Source organism: Mesorhizobium sp. YIM 152430, assembly GCF_029210365.1.
GTDB lineage: Bacteria > Pseudomonadota > Alphaproteobacteria > Rhizobiales > Rhizobiaceae > Aliihoeflea.
Genome location: NZ_JARGES010000020.1, coordinates 125158 through 142451 on the forward strand (window position 1 = coordinate 125158; position 17294 = coordinate 142451).

Genomic DNA, 17294 nt, shown 5'->3' on the forward strand with positions numbered 1-17294 from the left:
GACATCATACGCTTGCCTCTCCCGAACGGAAGCTGATCGCCTAAATTGATTAGACCAATGGCCCACACCTCGTCGCCATTAGTCGCCTCTAGATGAGACGGTAGTCCTGACAGTTCGTCAGACCTTGGCGACTGTCCTCATCCTTGAGCAAAGATCAAAATGGGGCACTGGTTTACTTCGCACCCGTCAGTCAAGCCGGGAACTCACCCGTTCTCCCCGATGCGTGCGAATCACATTGCAAGGGACATCATGACAGACCATGCATTGACGCGGCGTGACTGGTTGAAGCTCGGGGGCGCGAGCCTGCTCGCTGCGGGAACCGCAACGGTGCCCAGTGAAGTCTTCGCTCAATACACCTGTCAGGTTTGCGACGTTCCGGCCGACGCGGCCCCGCCGCAAAAGACTTTCGAGCTCGAAATCGGCGACACCGACGCGCGCCTTGTCGATGGCGAGCGCGTGAACCTGCTGGCCTTCCGTCTTGCAAGTGCCAATGGCGCGTGGACCGTTCCCGGTCCCGTCCTGCGGGTCACCGAAGGCATGACCGTGCGCATCAAGATCACCAATCTGCGCAAGGAGATGCACGCCTTCGAGATCACCGGCATTCCTGAGAGCAAGACCGAGGTTGCACCGAACTGCTCGTGCTGGGTCCAGTTCACGGCGCCCGTCGGCGGCACCTACCTCTATCATGACGCGTTCGGGAACACGCCGCTCTATCGACTGCTCGGCCTTCACGGCGTCCTGGTCGTCGCGCCGCTCAATGGCGTCACCAAGAAAAATGCGACCAACCCGTATCCAAGCCACACGCCTTACAGTCTCGAGCTTCTGACGGCACCGCAGCGCAACAATATCACCAAGCTCTTCAACGCTTTGGGAACGACGGAGCGGTTCCTCGGCGGCCCGGAAGGCAAGTGGGTGCCATGCACCGACGACGAAGACTATTCCCATCAGGAGAAGGTCTGGGTGATGCAGGAGATCGATCCGCGCTTCCAGGCGCTGGTCGTGCGCGGCCAGCAACTGTTGTCGGCACCGCAACTCACCGGCGACGTCGTCAACAATTTCGTGCCGCGCTATTTCCAGCTCAACAACCGCAGCGGCTTCGACCTCAATAAAGGTGAGGATATCTGTCCTGACAACTATATCGGGGAGCCGACCTTGATCCGCATGGTCAATGTCGGCATCGCCCATCACTCCCCGCACATCCACGGCAACCACGTATTCCGGCTATCACAGGCTGACCTCGATCCAGCATCGCCCACTTTCGGTCAGGTCCAGGTCGCGGACAACATCTTCGAGGTCGACACCTGGTCGATGTGGCCTATGGAACGACGCGACATATTGCTGCCCTTCGAAATCCCACCCGACATCCCCTACAAGCCACTGCTCGCGACCGATCCTCAGGGCATCCAGTTCGACCGGATGGTCGCCCGCCAGGCCAAGGAGCCGTTCCCGCTCCGCTACGTCGTTCACGATCATGTCGAGATGGCGACGACCGCCGGCGGTGGCAACTATCCGCAGGGCATGGTCACCCACTGGGAGATCATGGGCGGGCTCGGCGGACGGAAACTGCAGACGGCGCGGCTTTGACGGAAGGCAAGAAAAATGGCTGATGAGCTTACGACAGCGGCCGCATTGACGGCACTCGGCGGCGCGTTGGTCGCGACCTCGGCAGCATCCGCGCAGACGACGCTACCCCCGCCGGGACCGAAATCGACGGGCACGCCTGGTCCTGGTGAGTATGCCGGCGGCCAAGTTCGCTTCGATCGCACCGGCATCGGCGCCAACCTCACCTTTGGCAATTTCGGCTGCACCGTCTTCAAGGAAAACGCCAACACGCCCGACTGGATGACGGCGAACGTCTATTTCGTGCGCAAGGTGCGCAACATGGACATCCGTATGCCCGACGGACGAGACCTGCGCTGCTGGATCTTCGAGGACACCCTTCGAACGAGCGGCAAGCGTGAACAATTGCCATCCGCAACGATCCGCGTTCAGGAAGACGACCTCGTCCATGTCAAGCTGGAGTCGAGCAAGGGATCGCATACGATCCACCATCACGGCATAGAGCCGACGACCATGAATGACGGCGTCGGACATGTCTCGATGGAGATCACGGGCAGTTATATCTACCAGTGGCAGCCGAAGAAGGCCGGAACCTATTTCTATCATTGCCACAAGAACACCGTAACTCATTTCGAGATGGGTCTTTATGGGATGCTCATCGTCGATCCGAAGCCGGATGCCCAGGGTCTTGTCCGCGCCTACGAGGACGGACCGCACTATGATGTCGAGGCGATCTGGGCGCTGGACGACATGGATCCGCGGTGGCACCGCATTACTGACGACGACCACGACGTCGGTCTTTGCGGCGACGATTCCGGGCTCAACATCTTCGAGCCGAAATACTTTCTCCTGAGCGGCACGCCATCGCGTCCGGGTGTCAACGTCACGAAGCAGAAGGTCGTGGCCAATGCTGGCGAGCAGATTCTGATCCGCCTCCTCAACGCCAGCTATTCGCTTCTTGCGGTCACGTTCGAGAGCTTGCGCGTCCAGATCATCGCGGTCGACGGGCACCCGTTGAACCGCCCCTGGAACCGGCCCGTTACCGTCCCCCCCGGCGAAACGATCTATCTGTCGAGTGCGCAGCGCTACGACATCATGATCGACACCTCCCTGCCGGCGAACAACAAGAAGAAGTACAAGGGCGTCAACCCGGTCACCTTCGAATTCCAGCACTGGATCACACGCAAGCGCCACAACGCTGGCGACCCGCTCTACGATGGCATCGTGCGCACCACGATCGAGTTCCCGGGATGGTCGGCATGAGACGGATTCGAACGGCTTTCGTCGCGTTTGCCGCCGCCGTGATATGCGCGGACGCCAGTCCGTCGCTCGCGCATGACCGCACGACCCACGGCAAGCTGATGCACGAGGAAGCGGCGCAGATCCGTGTCGATCCCGACTACAAGCCGCCGGACCCCGCAAGTCTCGGCGGAAGCTGGGATCTCGTCGACCACAATGGCAACCTCGTCACCGACAAGAACTTTCGCGGCAAGTGGATGCTGATCTTCTTCGGCTTCGCCGGTTGCCGCGAGGCATGTCCGGGCGCGCTGATGACGATGGGCGAGGCGATCGACCAACTCGGTCCTGACGGCAAGGCCATTCAGCCGCTCTTCGTCGATTTCTCGATGGAGGAACCGGATTATCTGGGCCTTGCCCAGTTCGTCTCCAATTTCCATCCGCGAATGATCGGCCTGACCGGCGATCGCAAGCAGACCTTCCAGGCCGTCCGCAAGTTCAAGGTGCGCCGCGAATATGCGATGACCAACTTCTCCTCGAAGGAGACCGGACCGCGCATCAACCACACAACCTATATCTACGTGATCGATCCGGAGGGCAGAACGCGCGGCTATTTCCACGATTCCCTGCCCGTCGAGGGCTATGTCGACGAGATTCGCTATCATCTGGCGCGTTACGAGGCGGAAGAACGCCAATGACGATCCGCAGCCTGTTCGTTTCGGGCGTCGCAGCCGCGCTGCTTGCAAGCGGTCCGCTCGCGCGCGCCGGCGCCGTCGACGACCATGGCCGGCCGCGCGGCGTCGACCTGGCAACCCTCGGCCGGCTCACGACCCAGGACGGCTCGCCCTTTGCGACCGCCGCGCTTCGCGGCAAACCGACGATCCTCTTCTTCGGCTACACGCACTGCCCCGAGGTCTGCCCGGCGACGCTTCTCGAAATGACGACCTACCTGCGCGAGCTCGGCGAGGAAGCCGATCGCGTCAACGTCATCTTCGTCACCGTCGATCCCGAGCGCGACACGGTCGAGACGCTGGCGCCCTATCTCTCCAACTTCGACCCGCGCATTGTCGGCCTCACCGGCAGTATCGAGAATGTCGATGCGGTGGTGAAGGCTTTCGGCGCGACGCGCTTCGAAAGCACGACCGGCGGCGCATATTACAGCGTCAACCATACCGCATCGACGTTCCTGATCGATCGCTATGGCCTCCTTGCGCGCATCGTCGACTATGGCGACGACCGCGAACTGGCGAAGAGCGCCGCGCGCCTTCTCGCGCAATAGCTGCAATCGGCGAGCGCGCGGAGATTGCCGACCGACCCTCTCCACCCTATTCTCGTTTCCTTGGGGGGCATAGGGAGGAACCGATGAAAACCTTGGCCATAGCCCTCGTCTGCGCAGGCGCCTTCGCGGCAGTTCCCGCTTTCGCACAGGATGGCGACCTCAGCTTCTTTGTGACCAGCAGTGGACCCGGCGACGGCGCCAATCTTGGCGGCCTCGAAGGCGCCGACGCCCATTGCACCTCGCTTGCCGAAGCGGCCGGCGTGACCGGCAAGACCTGGGCAGCTTATCTGAGCACGTCCGACGCCAATGCCCGCGACCGCATCGGGGCCGGCCCCTGGGTCAACGCCAGGGGCGAGACAATCGCCGACAGCGTCGACGCGCTCCATGGCGACGGCAACGCGATCACCAAGGAGACCGCGCTCGACGAAAGGGGCGAGACGGTCAATGGCCGCGGCGACGAGCCGAACCGCCACGACATCCTGACGGGGTCGCTGCCCGACGGCACCGCGCATGACGCGACCTGCGAGAATTGGACGGCGAGCGGCGACGGTAGCGCGATGGTCGGTCATCACGACCGCATGGGCCTCGACGATTCCGACGCGGCGAAGTCGTGGAATTCCTCGCATCCCTCGCGCGGCTGTGGCCAGGAAGCACTTCGCGGCACCGGCGGCGATGGCCTGTTCTACTGCTTCGCGGTGGAGTGACCCCGCGCCTAATGATCCGTCAACCAACCAAAACCGCCCGGTTTTTTTCCGGGCGGTTTTTGTGGTTTTGTTTTTCATCGTTCCTTGAGAGCTCTTTGGAACTGGTCCGTGATTGGTTTTGCGAGGTAGGAGAGTGCTGTTCTTTGTTGGGTTTGGACGAATGTTTCGACGGGCATTCCGGGGATGAGGTGTTTTCCGTCGAGTTTGTCGAGTTGGCCGGGATCGAGTTCGATGTCGGCGAGGTAGTAGATGTCGCCGGTTGCGGGGTCTCGGGTTGTTGCGGGGGAGACGTGGGCGACCTTGGCGGTGAGTTCGGGGGTTGTTCTCTGGTTGAAGGCGGAGAAGCGCAGGCGCGCGGCCTGGCCTGCGGCGACCTGGTCGATGGCGGCGGGAGCGATTTTGGCTTCGATCTTGAGCCTTGCGTCGAGCGGCACGATGGTGGCGAGGATTTCGGCCGGGCTGATGACGCCGCCGATGGTGTTGACGTTGAGTTCGTTGATGGTTCCGGCGATCGGCGCCTTGATGTCGGTGCGCGCGAGACGGTCATTGGCGGCGGTCTGGCGTTCCTTGAGTTCGGCAAGGCGGGTTTCGACCAGCGAGAGTTCGCGCTGCGCCTCGGTGCGGGCGTTCTCGTCGATGGCGATGATCTGCAGGCGGATCTCGCTCATGCGCGACCTGGCGCGGGCGATGGCGGCGTCGATCTCGCCGCTTTCGCCCTTGAGGCGGGCGCGGTCGCGGGCGCCGGCCGAGGCGCGCGAGCCTTCGACGAGGCCCTTGTCGGCAAGCCCCTTGATCTTGACGTATTCGTCCTCGACGAGGACGAGTTCGTCGTCCTTGGCCAGTTGCTGGGACTTCAGGCCGGTGATCTCCTCGCCGGTCTGGGCGATGGACAGTTCGAGTTGCTGCTTCTGGCTTTCGCGGTGGGCGCGGTTGCCCGCGAACAGCCGCATCTCGCCCTTGACCAGCATGGCGACCTTTGCCTCGCCTTGGTCTATGTCGGGCCCGAGGATGAGGGCTCCCTGGCCGTCGCGTTCGGCGATCAGACGGGCGCGGCGCACTGCCAGTTCATCGATCTGGGTGCGCAGGATCGCAAGTTCCGCCCGGGTCTGGGCGTCCTCGAGGCGGATCAGGATGTCGCCTTCGCGCACATGGTCGCCTTCGCGCACGGCGATATCCGAGACGATGCCGCCGTCGCGGTGCTGGATGGTCTTCAGATTCTGATCGACGGCGACGACGCCCTGGGCAATGACGGCGCCCGACAATTGCGCGGTGGCGGCCCAGCCGCCGGCCCCGCCGATCAGGAGGAGGGCGAGCGCGGCGCCGGTGAGCATCCGCCCGCCCATCTTGTAGCTGGCCGTTCCGGCCGGGTTGCGGTCCGGCGTGGAGCTCGTCGTCGTGGTTGCCATCTGGCTCTTCCTTGTCCTGTTGCCGGTCACGCCGTCTCGACCATGACGAGAACGTGGCGTCCGTCGATGATGATGGTGGTCTCGTAGGTGTCGTCCCGATTGAAGTCCGCCTCGATGATGGTGCGGGCATATCCGTCGAGTTCCTCGATACGGGTGCGCACCGCGAAGTCATTCTCGTCCACTTTTTTGCCGTAGACCTTCTCGAACTGATCCTCGAGATCGTCGAAGACCTTTTCGAAGAGGTCGTATTTGTTCATGCGGATGCGGTCGCCCGCCTTGAAGTCGTGGATCTCGAAGACCAGCGGCTGCGTGGTGTTTTCGCCGGGGCCGAGAAACTCGAACACGTTCTCGCCCGCCCCGCCATAAAGCGCGACCTCGTCGGTGCCGACGATGAAGTGGTCGTCGCCCGCCCCGCCGATCACGGTCTCGAAGCCGGTGATCGTGTCGCAGCCGATCTCGATGCCGCTGGCCCGGCCCTGATCCAGGTCGATCAGGAGATTGCCGGTGGCGGCGGAGTAGTCGAGCGTATCGCAGCCCTCACCGCCGTCATAATGGTCATCGGCCCCGTCCATCGCGGCGATCACCGTGTCGTTGCCGGCGCCCGCAAGGATGGTGTCGGCGCCCTGTCCATCCTCGATGATGTCGTCGCCATCACCCGCCTCGACATGGTCGTCGCCGGCGCCGGCGACGATGTGGTCGTTTCCTGCGCTGCCGACGATGATGTCGTCGCCCGCCCCCGCGATCACCTTCTCGAAGCCGGCGATCGTGTCGCAGCCGATTTCCACGCCCTGCGCGGTGCCCAGTTCCAGGTCGATGGCCAGCTTCAACTGGGCCAGCGAGTAGTCGAGCGTGTCGTAGCCGCAACCGCCGTCATAAAGATCGTCATCGCCGTCCATCGCCGCCAGCACCGTGTCGTCGCCGGCCCCGCCCAGAACGATGTCGGACCCTGCCCCGTCGGACAGGAAGTCGTCGCCCTCGCCGCCCTCGAGCCGGTCATTGCCCGCACCGCCGAACAGGCGATCATTGCCGCTGCCGCCAAACAGCCGGTCGTCGCCGGCCCCGCCGTCGAGATGGTCGTCGCCTTCGTCACCATAAAGGACGTCGTTGCCGGCGCCGCCGAACAGCATGTCGTTGCCGGTCCCGCCCGACAGGAAGTCGTCGCCGTCCTCACCATAAAGGATGTCATCGCCCGCCTCGCCGAACAGGCGGTCATTGCCCGCACCGCCCCACACGATGTCGTTGCCGCGGCCGGCAAACACGACGTCGTCGCCCGGTCCGGCAAAGACCGTGTCGTCGCCGTCCCCGGCAAGGATGTGGTCGTTGCCCGCCCCGCCATGGATGACGTCGTTGCCGGCGCGCCCGTCGATCACATCGTCGCCGTCGCCGCCCTCGATGTCGTCTGCGCAATTGGAACCGGCGATCACATCGTCGCCGTCCGTGCCCGCGAACCGGCCCCGCTCGAGGACCGTGAAGTGGGCGCTCTGGAGCACCGACAGCGCGCCGTCCGTTATGGTGTAGGAAAGCGTCACCGGGCCGTAGCCGAACGGGGCCGCCTGGAAGGACCAGCCGGCATCGGTCGGCGTCAAGGTGCCGGAGGAGGCCGAAAGCCCGGTGATCGTCAGGACATCGCCGTCCGGGTCGCTCGCCCCGCGCAAAAGGTCCAGCAGCCCGATCCCCAAAATGGCACAGGCGGTGATGTCGTAGAGATAGACGGGACCGGCAACGCGCGGCGCGCGATTGGCGGCCTCCTGGTCGTCCTCGTTCTCGTCCTCCTCCTCGTCGTCATCGCACGGTCCGCCGGTGCCCGGCCCGGCACAGGCCGGATCGTCGGGATTGCCGGGGCCGGGACCCGGCCCGGGCGTATCGGGATTGCCGGGATTGTCCGGGTTGCCCGGATTGCCCGGATTGCCGCTGCCGCCCGGACCGCCTGCAGGCGGCGTCTCCCCGCCCGGTCCTGACGGCCTTGACCCGCCGCCGCCCACGAAGTCGGGAAGATTGTCGTTGGTGGCGCGCAGGATCTGGCGGTAGGGCTCGACCAAAGTGAAGGCATCGGGCTCGGCGCCGGGGAAGAAGAAGTCCACATCCGGTGACGCGATCAGGTCGAACCTGGCCGGCGGCTGCAAGGTGACCAGGGTCCCGCCCGAGAAGACGCCGGGCCCTTGATCGGCGCCCGGCGTGCCGGTGGCAAGCTCATCTGGCGCCGGCTGGGCTTCGGTCTGGGTGATCCCGGCGACCTGGGGGTCGCCCTTGTCCGCCGCCTCGAAGTTCCCCTGATCGTCCTCGGCCGGCCGCGTCCAGCCGGGGAAGATCGACTTCAGATAAAGGCCGATCCCCATCAGGAAGAGGAAGAATGCATAAGGCGTCTTCGACTTCTCATGCGCGTTCTTCAGGATATAGGCCTCGGCCGGGTCGGCGGGCCGGGTCTCGGACTGCGTCGCCTTTGCGGTGATGATCATGCCGATACACGCGCGGATACGCGGGCGCGCGCCTCCTTGCGTTGCGGTTGCGGCTGCGGCTGCGGCTGGCCGATGATCTCGTCCTTCGGCCCGAACGCGGCGAGCCGGCCGGCCTGGATCACAGCGATCATGTCGATGGCGGCAAGCGCGCTCGGCCGGTGAGCGACCACGACCGCGATGCCGCCGCGCGCCTTGACGGCCTCGATCGCCGCCGTCAGCGCCGCCTCGCCCTCCGCGTCGAGGTTCGAGTTCGGCTCGTCGAGCACGACCAGGAACGGATCGCCGTAGAGCGCCCGGGCCAGCCCGATGCGCTGGCGCTGGCCGCCCGACAGCGCCATGCCCTGCGGCCCCAGCGCCGTGTGGTAGCCTTCCGGAAGACGCACGATCATCTCGTGCACGCCCGCCGCCCGCGCCGCCGCCACGATCGCCCGCGGCTCGGCCTGCGGGTCGAGACGCGCGATGTTCTCCTGGATGTCCCCGTCGAGCAGCGCGACGTCCTGGGGCAGATAGCCGACATGGCGTCCGAGCGCTTCGCCATCCCATTGCGAAAGTTCCGCCTCGTCGAGCCGCACCGCCCCGCGCAGCGTCGGCCAGATGCCGGTCAGCGCGCGCACCAGCGTCGTCTTGCCCCCGCCCGACGGGCCGATGACGCCGAGCGCCTGCCCGGCCTTCATCTCGAAGGCGACATCGCTCAAAAGCACCCGGCCCGAACCCGGCGCGGCCACCGTGATCCCCTCCACCCGCAGCGAGGCCGCCGGGGCCGGCAGCGCCATCGGCGGGCGGGCGTCGGCAAGCGCGATCACCGTCTCCTTCAGCCGGGAGAACGCCGCCCGCGCCGCAACGACGCTCTTCCAGTTGCCGATCGCAAGGTCGATCGGCGCCAGCGCCCGCGCCGAGGCCACCGAAGCGGCGATGATCGCCCCTGGCGACAGTTCGCCCAGGATCGTCAGATACGCGCCCAGCCCCAGCACCGCCGATTGCAGGATCATCCGCAGCACCCGCGACAGTGCCCCGAACGTGCCGGAGATGTCGTTGGTGCGCGTCTGCAGGTCGAGATGGTCCTCATTGGCCCGCGCGAACCGCGTCACCGCGCGCCTCTGGAACCCCATCGCCTTGACGATGTCGGCATTGCGCGCGTTCGAATCCGCGATCGTGTTGCGCGCCACCAGCGCCTGCTGCGTCGAGCCCGACAGCCGCCGCGTCAACAGCTCCGTGACCACCGTCAGGACGGTCAGCACGAAGGCGCCGCCAAGCGTCAGCGCGCCAAGCAACGGATGCAGCATGTAGACGAAGATCAGGAACACCGGCACGAAGGGCAGGTCGAACAGCGCCATCGGACCCTGGCTGCCCAGAAAGCCGCGCACCGTGTCGACGTCCCGGCCACGCTCCAGGGCCTCCGCCGTCGAAAAGCCGAAGCGCGGCATGTCGATCGCCACCTCGTGCGCCAAAGGCGCGATCCGCGCGTCCAGCCGCGCCCCCACACGCACCAGGATCTGCGAGCGGATCACGTCGAACAGGCCCTGGAACACGTAAAGCCCGATCGCCAGGATCGAGATCGCCACCAAAGTCGGCATCGACCCGCTCGTCAGCGCCCGGTCGTAGATCTGCAGCATGTAGAAGGCGCCCGTCAGCGCCAGGATGTTGATGACGCCGGACACCGTGAACAGATAGGCCACGATGCCGCGCATCCCTTTCGTCAGCTGTTCCACCTTGCGACGCGCCGTCGCGCTCTTTGCATTCTTGCCCATGGCAGTGACCCCGAACCCATGATGACCACTTTACGCATCCGATCCCCCCATCCGGCGGGACCGGCAGATGTCCTGCCGGCAGTTCCCCGCCGGCAGGACGGCCTTGGCCCCAAACCCTAGAGATGGAAGTCGTCGGCGCTCAGATTGTGCGAGCCCTTGATCGCGAACTTGTAGTCGGCCTGCGCGCCCCCGCTCGTGTTGAGATGCACGATCGTGTAGTCGCCATCCTCACGCGCCTCGTGGCTGACCATCAATTGGCCCCGCCCCGTAAACGCCTCCCCCGTCACCAGCGAGAAGGATTGCCGGCCCGCAAGGCACGCATTGGCATCGGCCATCGAAAGGTCGATCCGGTCGCCGGGCGCAAAGCCCAGGATCGTGTCGCCGTCGGCATCGGCCGCCGACAGGAAGCGGAACGTGTCATGCCCGTCGGGACCGGACCCCCCGCCATCCATCACATTGACCGCACGGCTCGCCGTGATCGTGTCGCTGCCCGAGCCGGTGATGATGTTCTCGAACCCCCAGATCGTGTCGCTGCCGGTCTGCACCGAGAACACATGGCCGCGGCCCATGAAGCCAGTCCCCAGATCGGCAATGATGTCGGCCGTGATCGACGACATGTCGAGCGTGTCGTTGCCCCAGTCGCCGTCCCCGTCGCCGCCGTAATAGACGTCGTCGCCATCGCCGGCCTCCGCCACCACCCGGTCGTCGCCCGCCCCCGCAAACACGATGTCGTTGCCCGCGCCGGCATTGATCCAGTCATTGCCCGCACCGCCATAGATCCGGTCGTTGCCGCCATCGCCGAACAGCGTGTCGTTGCCCGCGCCGCCGAAGATGTCGTCATTGCCGTCGCCGCCATGGATCACGTCGCGGCCATCGTCCCCGAACAAATAGTCATTGCCCGCGCCGCCAAGGATCACGTCGTCACCGGCGCCCCCAAGGATCGTGTCGTCACCGCCATGCCCGATCAGCGTGTCATTGCCCGACGTCCCGATCAGAACATCCGCAGACGCAGTGCCGACCTGGTAAAGCGGACCCGTTCCCGCCGCAGGGCCCGGAACAACCGCCCCCCCATCGCCCGCACCGCACGAGTCGTCATCATCATCATCATCGTCGTCGTCGTGATGATCGTCGTCGTCCCAATCGTCGTCGTCGTCATCGTCGTCCGCCCACGCATACTCCTCCTCGCGGTCCTTCACCTTCACCTTCGGACGACCGCCAGGACCCGCCGCAAACGAAACCGAATGCGTCCCGTCGCTCAAAACCGTAATCCCGCCAACCGTCGACGCAGAAAAAGCCGAAAGCTCAGACCCCGCAGGCAACTCGATAACATCCTGAGGACGCAAAGAACCCAAAATCGTGTCATTCCCACCATTCGAACGGAAAACAACACGATGCGCAGATCGGAGGGCAGATATGTCAATCACGTCATCGCCAGAAGAACCCTCGATCCGGATGGTGTTTTCGAGAAGGGTCGTGTTGGTGAAGTCGCCCACGATCTCGAACGTGTCCCCGCCGCCGCCGCCATGGATCACGATCTCTTCGATCCCTCGCAACTGAGCGATGACGGAGCCGAAATTCGTCCCGTTCCGCGTAACGATGATCTCGGCATCGGGATCGAAGTTGACGTTGGTGGTCGACGCATTCAAATTCTGATTGCTGAATTCGATCCACTCCTGCCGCGTCCAGATGGTGTAGTGTTCCTGCGTCGCATTGCCGTTGACGACGAACGTGTCGATGCCTTCGCCACCGTCGATGCGGTCGCGGCCATCATCATTCTCGCCCGGTGCGTTGGCGTTCCAGATGATCGTATCGTCGCCGGCGCCGCCATCGATCGTGTCTGCACCGCCATCGCCTTGAATTATATCATCGCCTTCATCGCCGAAGATCGTGTCGGCACCCCCGCCGCCGTAAATCGTGTCATTGCCGGCGCCGCCATGGATCGTATCCGCGCCGCCGTCCCCATGAATCTCGTCGTCGCCGTCATCTCCGAAAATCGTATCGTTGCCGCCCCCTCCACGGATGCTGTCATCGCCGGCACCGCCATGGATCAAGTCGGCGCCGCCTAGGCCGAAGATGTCGTCCGAACCGTCTGTGCCGATGATCGTATCCGCCCCACCCGTGCCGTTGAGGACCAGGCCGATCGGACCGAAATCCCGAACGATCTCTTCCGGGTTGCCAGAGCCGTCTATGAAGGTGACGACGAGGCGCAGCGGCATGTTTGCGTAGGTCCCCAGAAGGAACAATGACGGCCCGGTGCCTCCGGGAATCTGGGTCCATCCATTGATTCCGAAGACCTGCCAAGAGATGGACGTCGTCCCTTCCGTGATGCCGTCCGGGTCCGAGACGCTGTCAAGGTCGAGCACGAGATCGCTGCCCACGATCGCCCGTCCCGCCACCTCGATCGGATTCGGCGCGCGGTTGGCGGAGATCGTCATGTCGGCGAATCTGATCCGCTCAATATTGTAAAGGGTGTCGCGCCCGTCGGACTGACGGTTGCGTCCGGTAATCGGATCGACCGCGCCCGCCGTCTGCGTGATGTGCTCGACGATGATGCTGCCATCAGCATTGTAGGTGATTTCGTAATTGGCCCGAACGTCCCAGTAAACGGCGGTGTCGATGCCGCTGTCGTCCCAGAGAATCTCGCGCACGATGTGCAACTGGCTTGGATTGATCGCGCCTTCGACCATCCATGTGGTCAGCGGTTTGGTGACGCCGTTGATGGTCACCGCATCCTTCAGGCTGTCGACCGTGGCGATCTCGTTTTCCTCGGTGTTTTGCTCGCCATAGCCCACGATACGGATGCGAACGTTCAGCCAGGCATCGCCGTCGATGATGTCGTCGCCGCCGCGCCCTTCGAACGTGTCGCTGCCGCCACCGCCGAGCAGGATGTTGCCGTGGGCGAATATCTTCTTGGTAACGCCCGAACCGTCGGCCCAATATTCCCCGTCGACCAGCATTTCGGCCTTGACGATCTGACTCAGTCCGGAAATGCGTGCGATCGCGGCCTCGTCCAGCTCGTTGTGACGGAAATTTCCCTCCGGGGTCGGGTCGAAAATGACGTCGACGCCGTCTTCGAAGGTGCGATCGTCGCCGCGGATGACATCGTCGTGAATCCAGCCCGACACCGCCTCGACCTGGTCATAGCGATCACGCAGCACCTCGGCAGGCAAGGTGTCGAAGATGGGAAAGTTCATGTCGGCGTCGCCGGAGGTCGGCTGCCCCTTGAAGATCACCCAGTCGTGACCCCATACGCCGATGAACTTCTGGATGCCCTCGCCGGCAAACATGATGTCGTCGCCGGAATCGGCATCATAGTCCGTGTCGCCGCTGCCGCCGTTAAGCACGTCGTGTCCGACGATGGTGGAATTGAAGAATATGTCGCCATTGTCGCCGACGACGCCGTCGAAGCGGCCGCCAGCCTCGATCCAGTCGTCACCTTCATTGCCGAACAGAACGTCAAATCCGTCGCCACCCAGCATGAAATCGTCGCCGGTGCCGCCGCGCATCTCCCCGCCGTCCTTGCCGGCGACCAGGAAGTCCTTGCCCGAGCCGCCAAAGACGAGGTTGGTTCCGCTGCCTGCGTGGATGACGTCATTGCCCGCCCCGCCCTTGAGCATCGCGACCGCGCCGATATCGGTTCCCGTGCTGGTGATGATGTCGTCGCCGTCGCCGCCGTCGACATGGTCGACGCCGTTGCCGACCTCGATACGGTCATTGCCGCCGAAGCCCCAGATCGTGTCGTCGCCCCCGCCCGAGATGATGTGATCGTCGCCTTCCGTGCCGGCGATCGTGATGTGGTCGAAGCCATTGTAGCGGAAGAAGGCGACCCCGCCGTTTTCCTCTGCGGTCTTGCGCTCGACCAGCCTTGAGACAGCCTGGAGGAAGGGATTGGAGTGCTCGGGATCGGCAAGCCCTGTCAGCATCATCTGCTTGTCGAAATCGACATAGAAGACATGGTCGGATGCGAAGAACACGTTGTCCGGCAGGGCAAAGCCGGTCGCGCCGAGATCTGTGTTGCGCATGATCATCTTGGCCAGGGAGTTCTGCTCGAGCTCGGTGCCAAGATTCAGGCCTTGCGTGCGCGACAGGTAGTAGAACCGGTCGCCGTCCTGAAGGTTTTCGAGCTGCAACTCGAAAACGAACGAGAACGTAGAGCCGAGCATACCACCAAACAGCATCTTGCGCTCGGCAAGACCGCCGATCCAAAGATCGATATCGTCGACGCCGGTCTGGGCAGCCGGCGCATTCAACCAGGCAAGCCGCGCGGCCTTTTCTGCCGCCGTCTCGTCAGGCGAGCCGAAGACGAGCGTCATGGCTGCGTCGCGCTTGCCCTCGATCGTGGTCGCAGCCGTAATTATCGAATGACGGCCATATGCAGCGATGAAATTGACGATCGATGCGGGATTGGCCAGATGGAGGGCGAAGTCCGACCAGCTTTCGTATGGCTTCAGGCGCGTGTCGCCGTCGGTCATCTCCATGAACTGCGCGCGCGCCTGGTTGAGCGTCGGCATACCGGTTTCACGGCCACGCGCGATATTGATGGCCGCCAGATCGAGCGGCAGTCCAACCAGTTCGTTCCGCAGAACGTTTGTCACGAACTCGTCGATCTCGTTGCCGACCTGTCCGCTCATGCCGCGCATGATCGCGCCGGCGGCCTGCGCCTGCGTCATCCCGTTGTCGCTGAATTGCATAGGATTCAGGAATGCCCCGAACAGGTCGATGTCGTCCCGTTCACCGTTCGAGTTCACGCGTTCGACGGTCTCGTTCAGCATCGAGTGACCGAAGCGATAGACGACATGGGCGAACTCGGCGAAGATCGCCGGATTGATGTCGACGATTGTCTTCCCGGCCTGGATGTCGAAAATGTCGATGTCGGGCTGGATCGAGCGGGCGAATTCTTCGAAGACGAGATGCTGATACTGCATTTCGGTGGTGAACCGGCCGACCTGGAACAACCGCTCGCCATGCCATTGCAGTTGCCCGATCGCCTCATCCGTCGTCGGCAGTTCGGCAACCGGAACGCGAAGCCAGCTATTGAGGAAGGCTAGATCGCCCGTATCCAGAATGACGGTCTTCGTGTGCTCGATCAGACGATTATGTTCGGCGTGGAAGACGAAATGGATCGCAGACAGCGCAATGTTCTCGTTGCCGCGCCCGTCACCGGTGATGAAATGCTTGTCCAGCTTTTCATTGTCGTAGAAGCGGTTCGGATTGATGTAGCGCGGATTTGCGGCGCTTTCGTCAAGGGCCGGATCGAAGTCAGGATGAATGGCAACGAATTCGAGCTGGCGCAGCAGATGGGCCTCGGGGTCAGGTCCGTTGGCGGGCGGCTGGTACCCCGCCACATAATTGGGGTTCTCGATAAGCGTGACCCCCATGCCGACGACGTCGTCGTGGTCGGCATACATCTTCTGGCCACGCGAATTGAACAGCGCCGCGTCATGCGCGATGTCGTCGAGAAACGCGATACCGGTTCTGGCTGCGCCTTCTTCATGCGGATTGAGCGGCGCGTCCGGATGGCCCTCCTTGTAGATGGCCTGCCCGCCTCCAGTGAGACCGACCATCAACTGGGCAAATCCATTTTCGCCCGGGATAAAATTGCCATACGCATCCACGGCGACGACCGGCACGTTCAGAACGTCGGCGTCCTGAAGGTCGATGCCGAGCATCTCCTTTGCCTGCTTCTTGACGTCCCCCCAGGTTGCCAGTCCCCCGCTCGGCGATTCCAGCAGATGGCCGGTGGCGACAGGCTTGCCATCGACGAGTTTGTATTCGCGCAGGAAGACCTGATGCGAGGCGTTGGACGTGTAGGTCTGGTTCTGGTCGATCCAGGGCGTGACCGCATTGCCCGCAGCGTCGCCGGTCGTCACGCGCGTCAGAACCATGAAATTGGTATGCGGCGTTGCAGGATTGTAAAGCGGATCGTCCGGCGAGAGCGGCATGTAGACCGTGCCGTTTCCGCCCTTTGCCACCAGGTCGAGGCCGTGGTCGAAGAACTGGCCGAAGATGGTGAAAATGGAATTATACGATGCGGACAGACCCTCGTCGGGTGCCTTGTTGGGAATGAGTACGGTCAGGCCGTCCATCTGGATGTCGTGATCGTCGAGCAAGTCGGCAAGCGCTTGCCGGGCCTGCACGAGTTCGCTGCCGCCGGCCATGGCGGTTTCCAGTTGCGTTTGGCGCTCGGCCAGAGCGGCTACATAAAATGGACGCAGGAACTCCGTTTCCGGCGTCAATGCGTCGATGTTCGCCTGGATGACGGCGATCTGGCTTTGAAGCAGCGCGATCGTGTCAGGCAACGTTTCGGAATTCCCCTCCGCAGCCTTGACTGCCTTGTGGGCGGCCACGATTGCGGAAACCACGTCAAGCAGGTCCTGACCTTCGAGCCCGGAATCTCTCAATGCGGCAGCAATCGCAGCCGGATTGTCGAGGGTCTGATCGACGATCAAATTGGAGATGAGCCTCGGTTCATAGTCGACGACCGAACCGGACTGGCCGTAATCATTGTTGTTGTTGTTGGTCGCGTGCGCATAGGCCGAGCCCATGCTCCCGCTCCCGGTCCGATGGTCGGCATTGGTCAGTGGCAGGAAGGGTTGCTGCGATGCGCCCCACTGCTCGCGTCCGGCAACCAGGTTGTTGTAGCTGCCGTCCACGGTACGCAGACCGTAGGGCAGAAGGGGATGCTCGATAAGGTCTGTCAGCGGTGTGCCCGACGCGTGCTGTTCCGCGATGACAATCTGCTTCAAGATGAATTCGAGGTCGTGACGAACGAGCGTAACCATGACTGTCTCCCTTGACCTGTTGGTCTCCTGATCCCCCAGGGAGGTTGCCGCGGCGCGCTCGTCGAACGATCGCTCGCGGATGGTCCATCCCATGTGGCCTCATAGTGAGTGCAGCCCACATCG

At 63.6% G+C, this 17294-nt stretch carries 9 protein-coding genes; 5 read left to right on the top strand and 4 right to left on the bottom strand.

Going from position 1 to position 17294, the window contains the following annotated elements; genetic code table 11:
- The first annotated feature begins 249 nt into the window (after positions 1-249).
- The 5 genes from PZ895_RS05910 to PZ895_RS05930 all read left to right on the top strand — a co-directional run bounded on the left by PZ895_RS05910 (position 250) and on the right by PZ895_RS05930 (position 4779).
- On the top strand, positions 250-1584 hold the full coding sequence (locus PZ895_RS05910) for a multicopper oxidase domain-containing protein (protein WP_275838096.1): 1335 nt from the start codon (positions 250-252) through the stop codon (positions 1582-1584).
- A 15-nt stretch (positions 1585-1599) separates the two neighbouring features.
- The gene (locus PZ895_RS05915) at positions 1600-2823 is read left to right on the top strand and encodes a multicopper oxidase domain-containing protein (protein ID WP_275838097.1); all 1224 of its coding nucleotides are present in this window, start codon (positions 1600-1602) and stop codon (positions 2821-2823) included.
- A complete protein-coding gene (locus tag PZ895_RS05920; RefSeq protein ID WP_275838098.1) occupies positions 2820-3494 on the top strand; it encodes an SCO family protein in 675 nt (224 codons plus the stop codon). The genes PZ895_RS05915 and PZ895_RS05920 overlap by 4 nt, the downstream gene beginning before the upstream one ends.
- Complete coding sequence (locus PZ895_RS05925; protein ID WP_275838099.1) at positions 3491-4075, top strand: SCO family protein; 585 nt, start codon at positions 3491-3493, stop codon at positions 4073-4075. The genes PZ895_RS05920 and PZ895_RS05925 overlap by 4 nt, the downstream gene beginning before the upstream one ends.
- A gap of 83 nt (positions 4076-4158) precedes the next feature.
- Positions 4159-4779 (top strand): hypothetical protein, encoded by a 621-nt coding sequence (locus PZ895_RS05930; RefSeq protein WP_275838100.1) that lies wholly within the window; start codon positions 4159-4161, stop codon positions 4777-4779.
- 74 nt (positions 4780-4853) lie between these two features.
- On the opposite strand, the gene PZ895_RS05935 is transcribed toward PZ895_RS05930, so the two are convergent.
- The 4 genes from PZ895_RS05935 to PZ895_RS05950 form a co-directional block, all read right to left on the bottom strand.
- Positions 4854-6185, bottom strand: a complete 1332-nt coding sequence (locus PZ895_RS05935) for an HlyD family type I secretion periplasmic adaptor subunit (protein WP_275838101.1) — start codon at positions 6183-6185, stop codon at positions 4854-4856.
- Positions 6186-6211: 26 nt separating this feature from the next.
- Positions 6212-8641, bottom strand: coding sequence for a cadherin-like domain-containing protein (locus PZ895_RS05940; protein WP_275838102.1), 2430 nt, complete (start codon positions 8639-8641; stop codon positions 6212-6214).
- Positions 8638-10389 (bottom strand): type I secretion system permease/ATPase, encoded by a 1752-nt coding sequence (locus PZ895_RS05945; protein WP_275838103.1) that lies wholly within the window; start codon positions 10387-10389, stop codon positions 8638-8640. The genes PZ895_RS05940 and PZ895_RS05945 overlap by 4 nt, the downstream gene beginning before the upstream one ends.
- A gap of 116 nt (positions 10390-10505) precedes the next feature.
- Positions 10506-17171, bottom strand: coding sequence for a peroxidase family protein (locus PZ895_RS05950; RefSeq protein WP_275838104.1), 6666 nt, complete (start codon positions 17169-17171; stop codon positions 10506-10508).
- Positions 17172-17294 lie beyond the last annotated feature (123 nt).

Bases quoted from the DNA above. Each gene is read 5' to 3' on its own strand.
- PZ895_RS05950 (WP_275838104.1), bottom strand. From the start codon at position 17,171: ATGGTTACGCTCGTTCGTCACGACCTCGAATTCATCTTGAAGCAGATT.
- PZ895_RS05935 (WP_275838101.1), bottom strand. From the start codon at position 6,185: ATGGCAACCACGACGACGAGCTCCACGCCGGACCGCAACCCGGCCGGA.
- PZ895_RS05920 (WP_275838098.1), top strand. From the start codon at position 2,820: ATGAGACGGATTCGAACGGCTTTCGTCGCGTTTGCCGCCGCCGTGATA.
- PZ895_RS05930 (WP_275838100.1), top strand. From the start codon at position 4,159: ATGAAAACCTTGGCCATAGCCCTCGTCTGCGCAGGCGCCTTCGCGGCA.
- PZ895_RS05940 (WP_275838102.1), bottom strand. From the start codon at position 8,641: ATGATCATCACCGCAAAGGCGACGCAGTCCGAGACCCGGCCCGCCGAC.
- PZ895_RS05910 (WP_275838096.1), top strand. From the start codon at position 250: ATGACAGACCATGCATTGACGCGGCGTGACTGGTTGAAGCTCGGGGGC.
- PZ895_RS05915 (WP_275838097.1), top strand. From the start codon at position 1,600: ATGGCTGATGAGCTTACGACAGCGGCCGCATTGACGGCACTCGGCGGC.
- PZ895_RS05945 (WP_275838103.1), bottom strand. From the start codon at position 10,389: ATGGGCAAGAATGCAAAGAGCGCGACGGCGCGTCGCAAGGTGGAACAG.
- PZ895_RS05925 (WP_275838099.1), top strand. From the start codon at position 3,491: ATGACGATCCGCAGCCTGTTCGTTTCGGGCGTCGCAGCCGCGCTGCTT.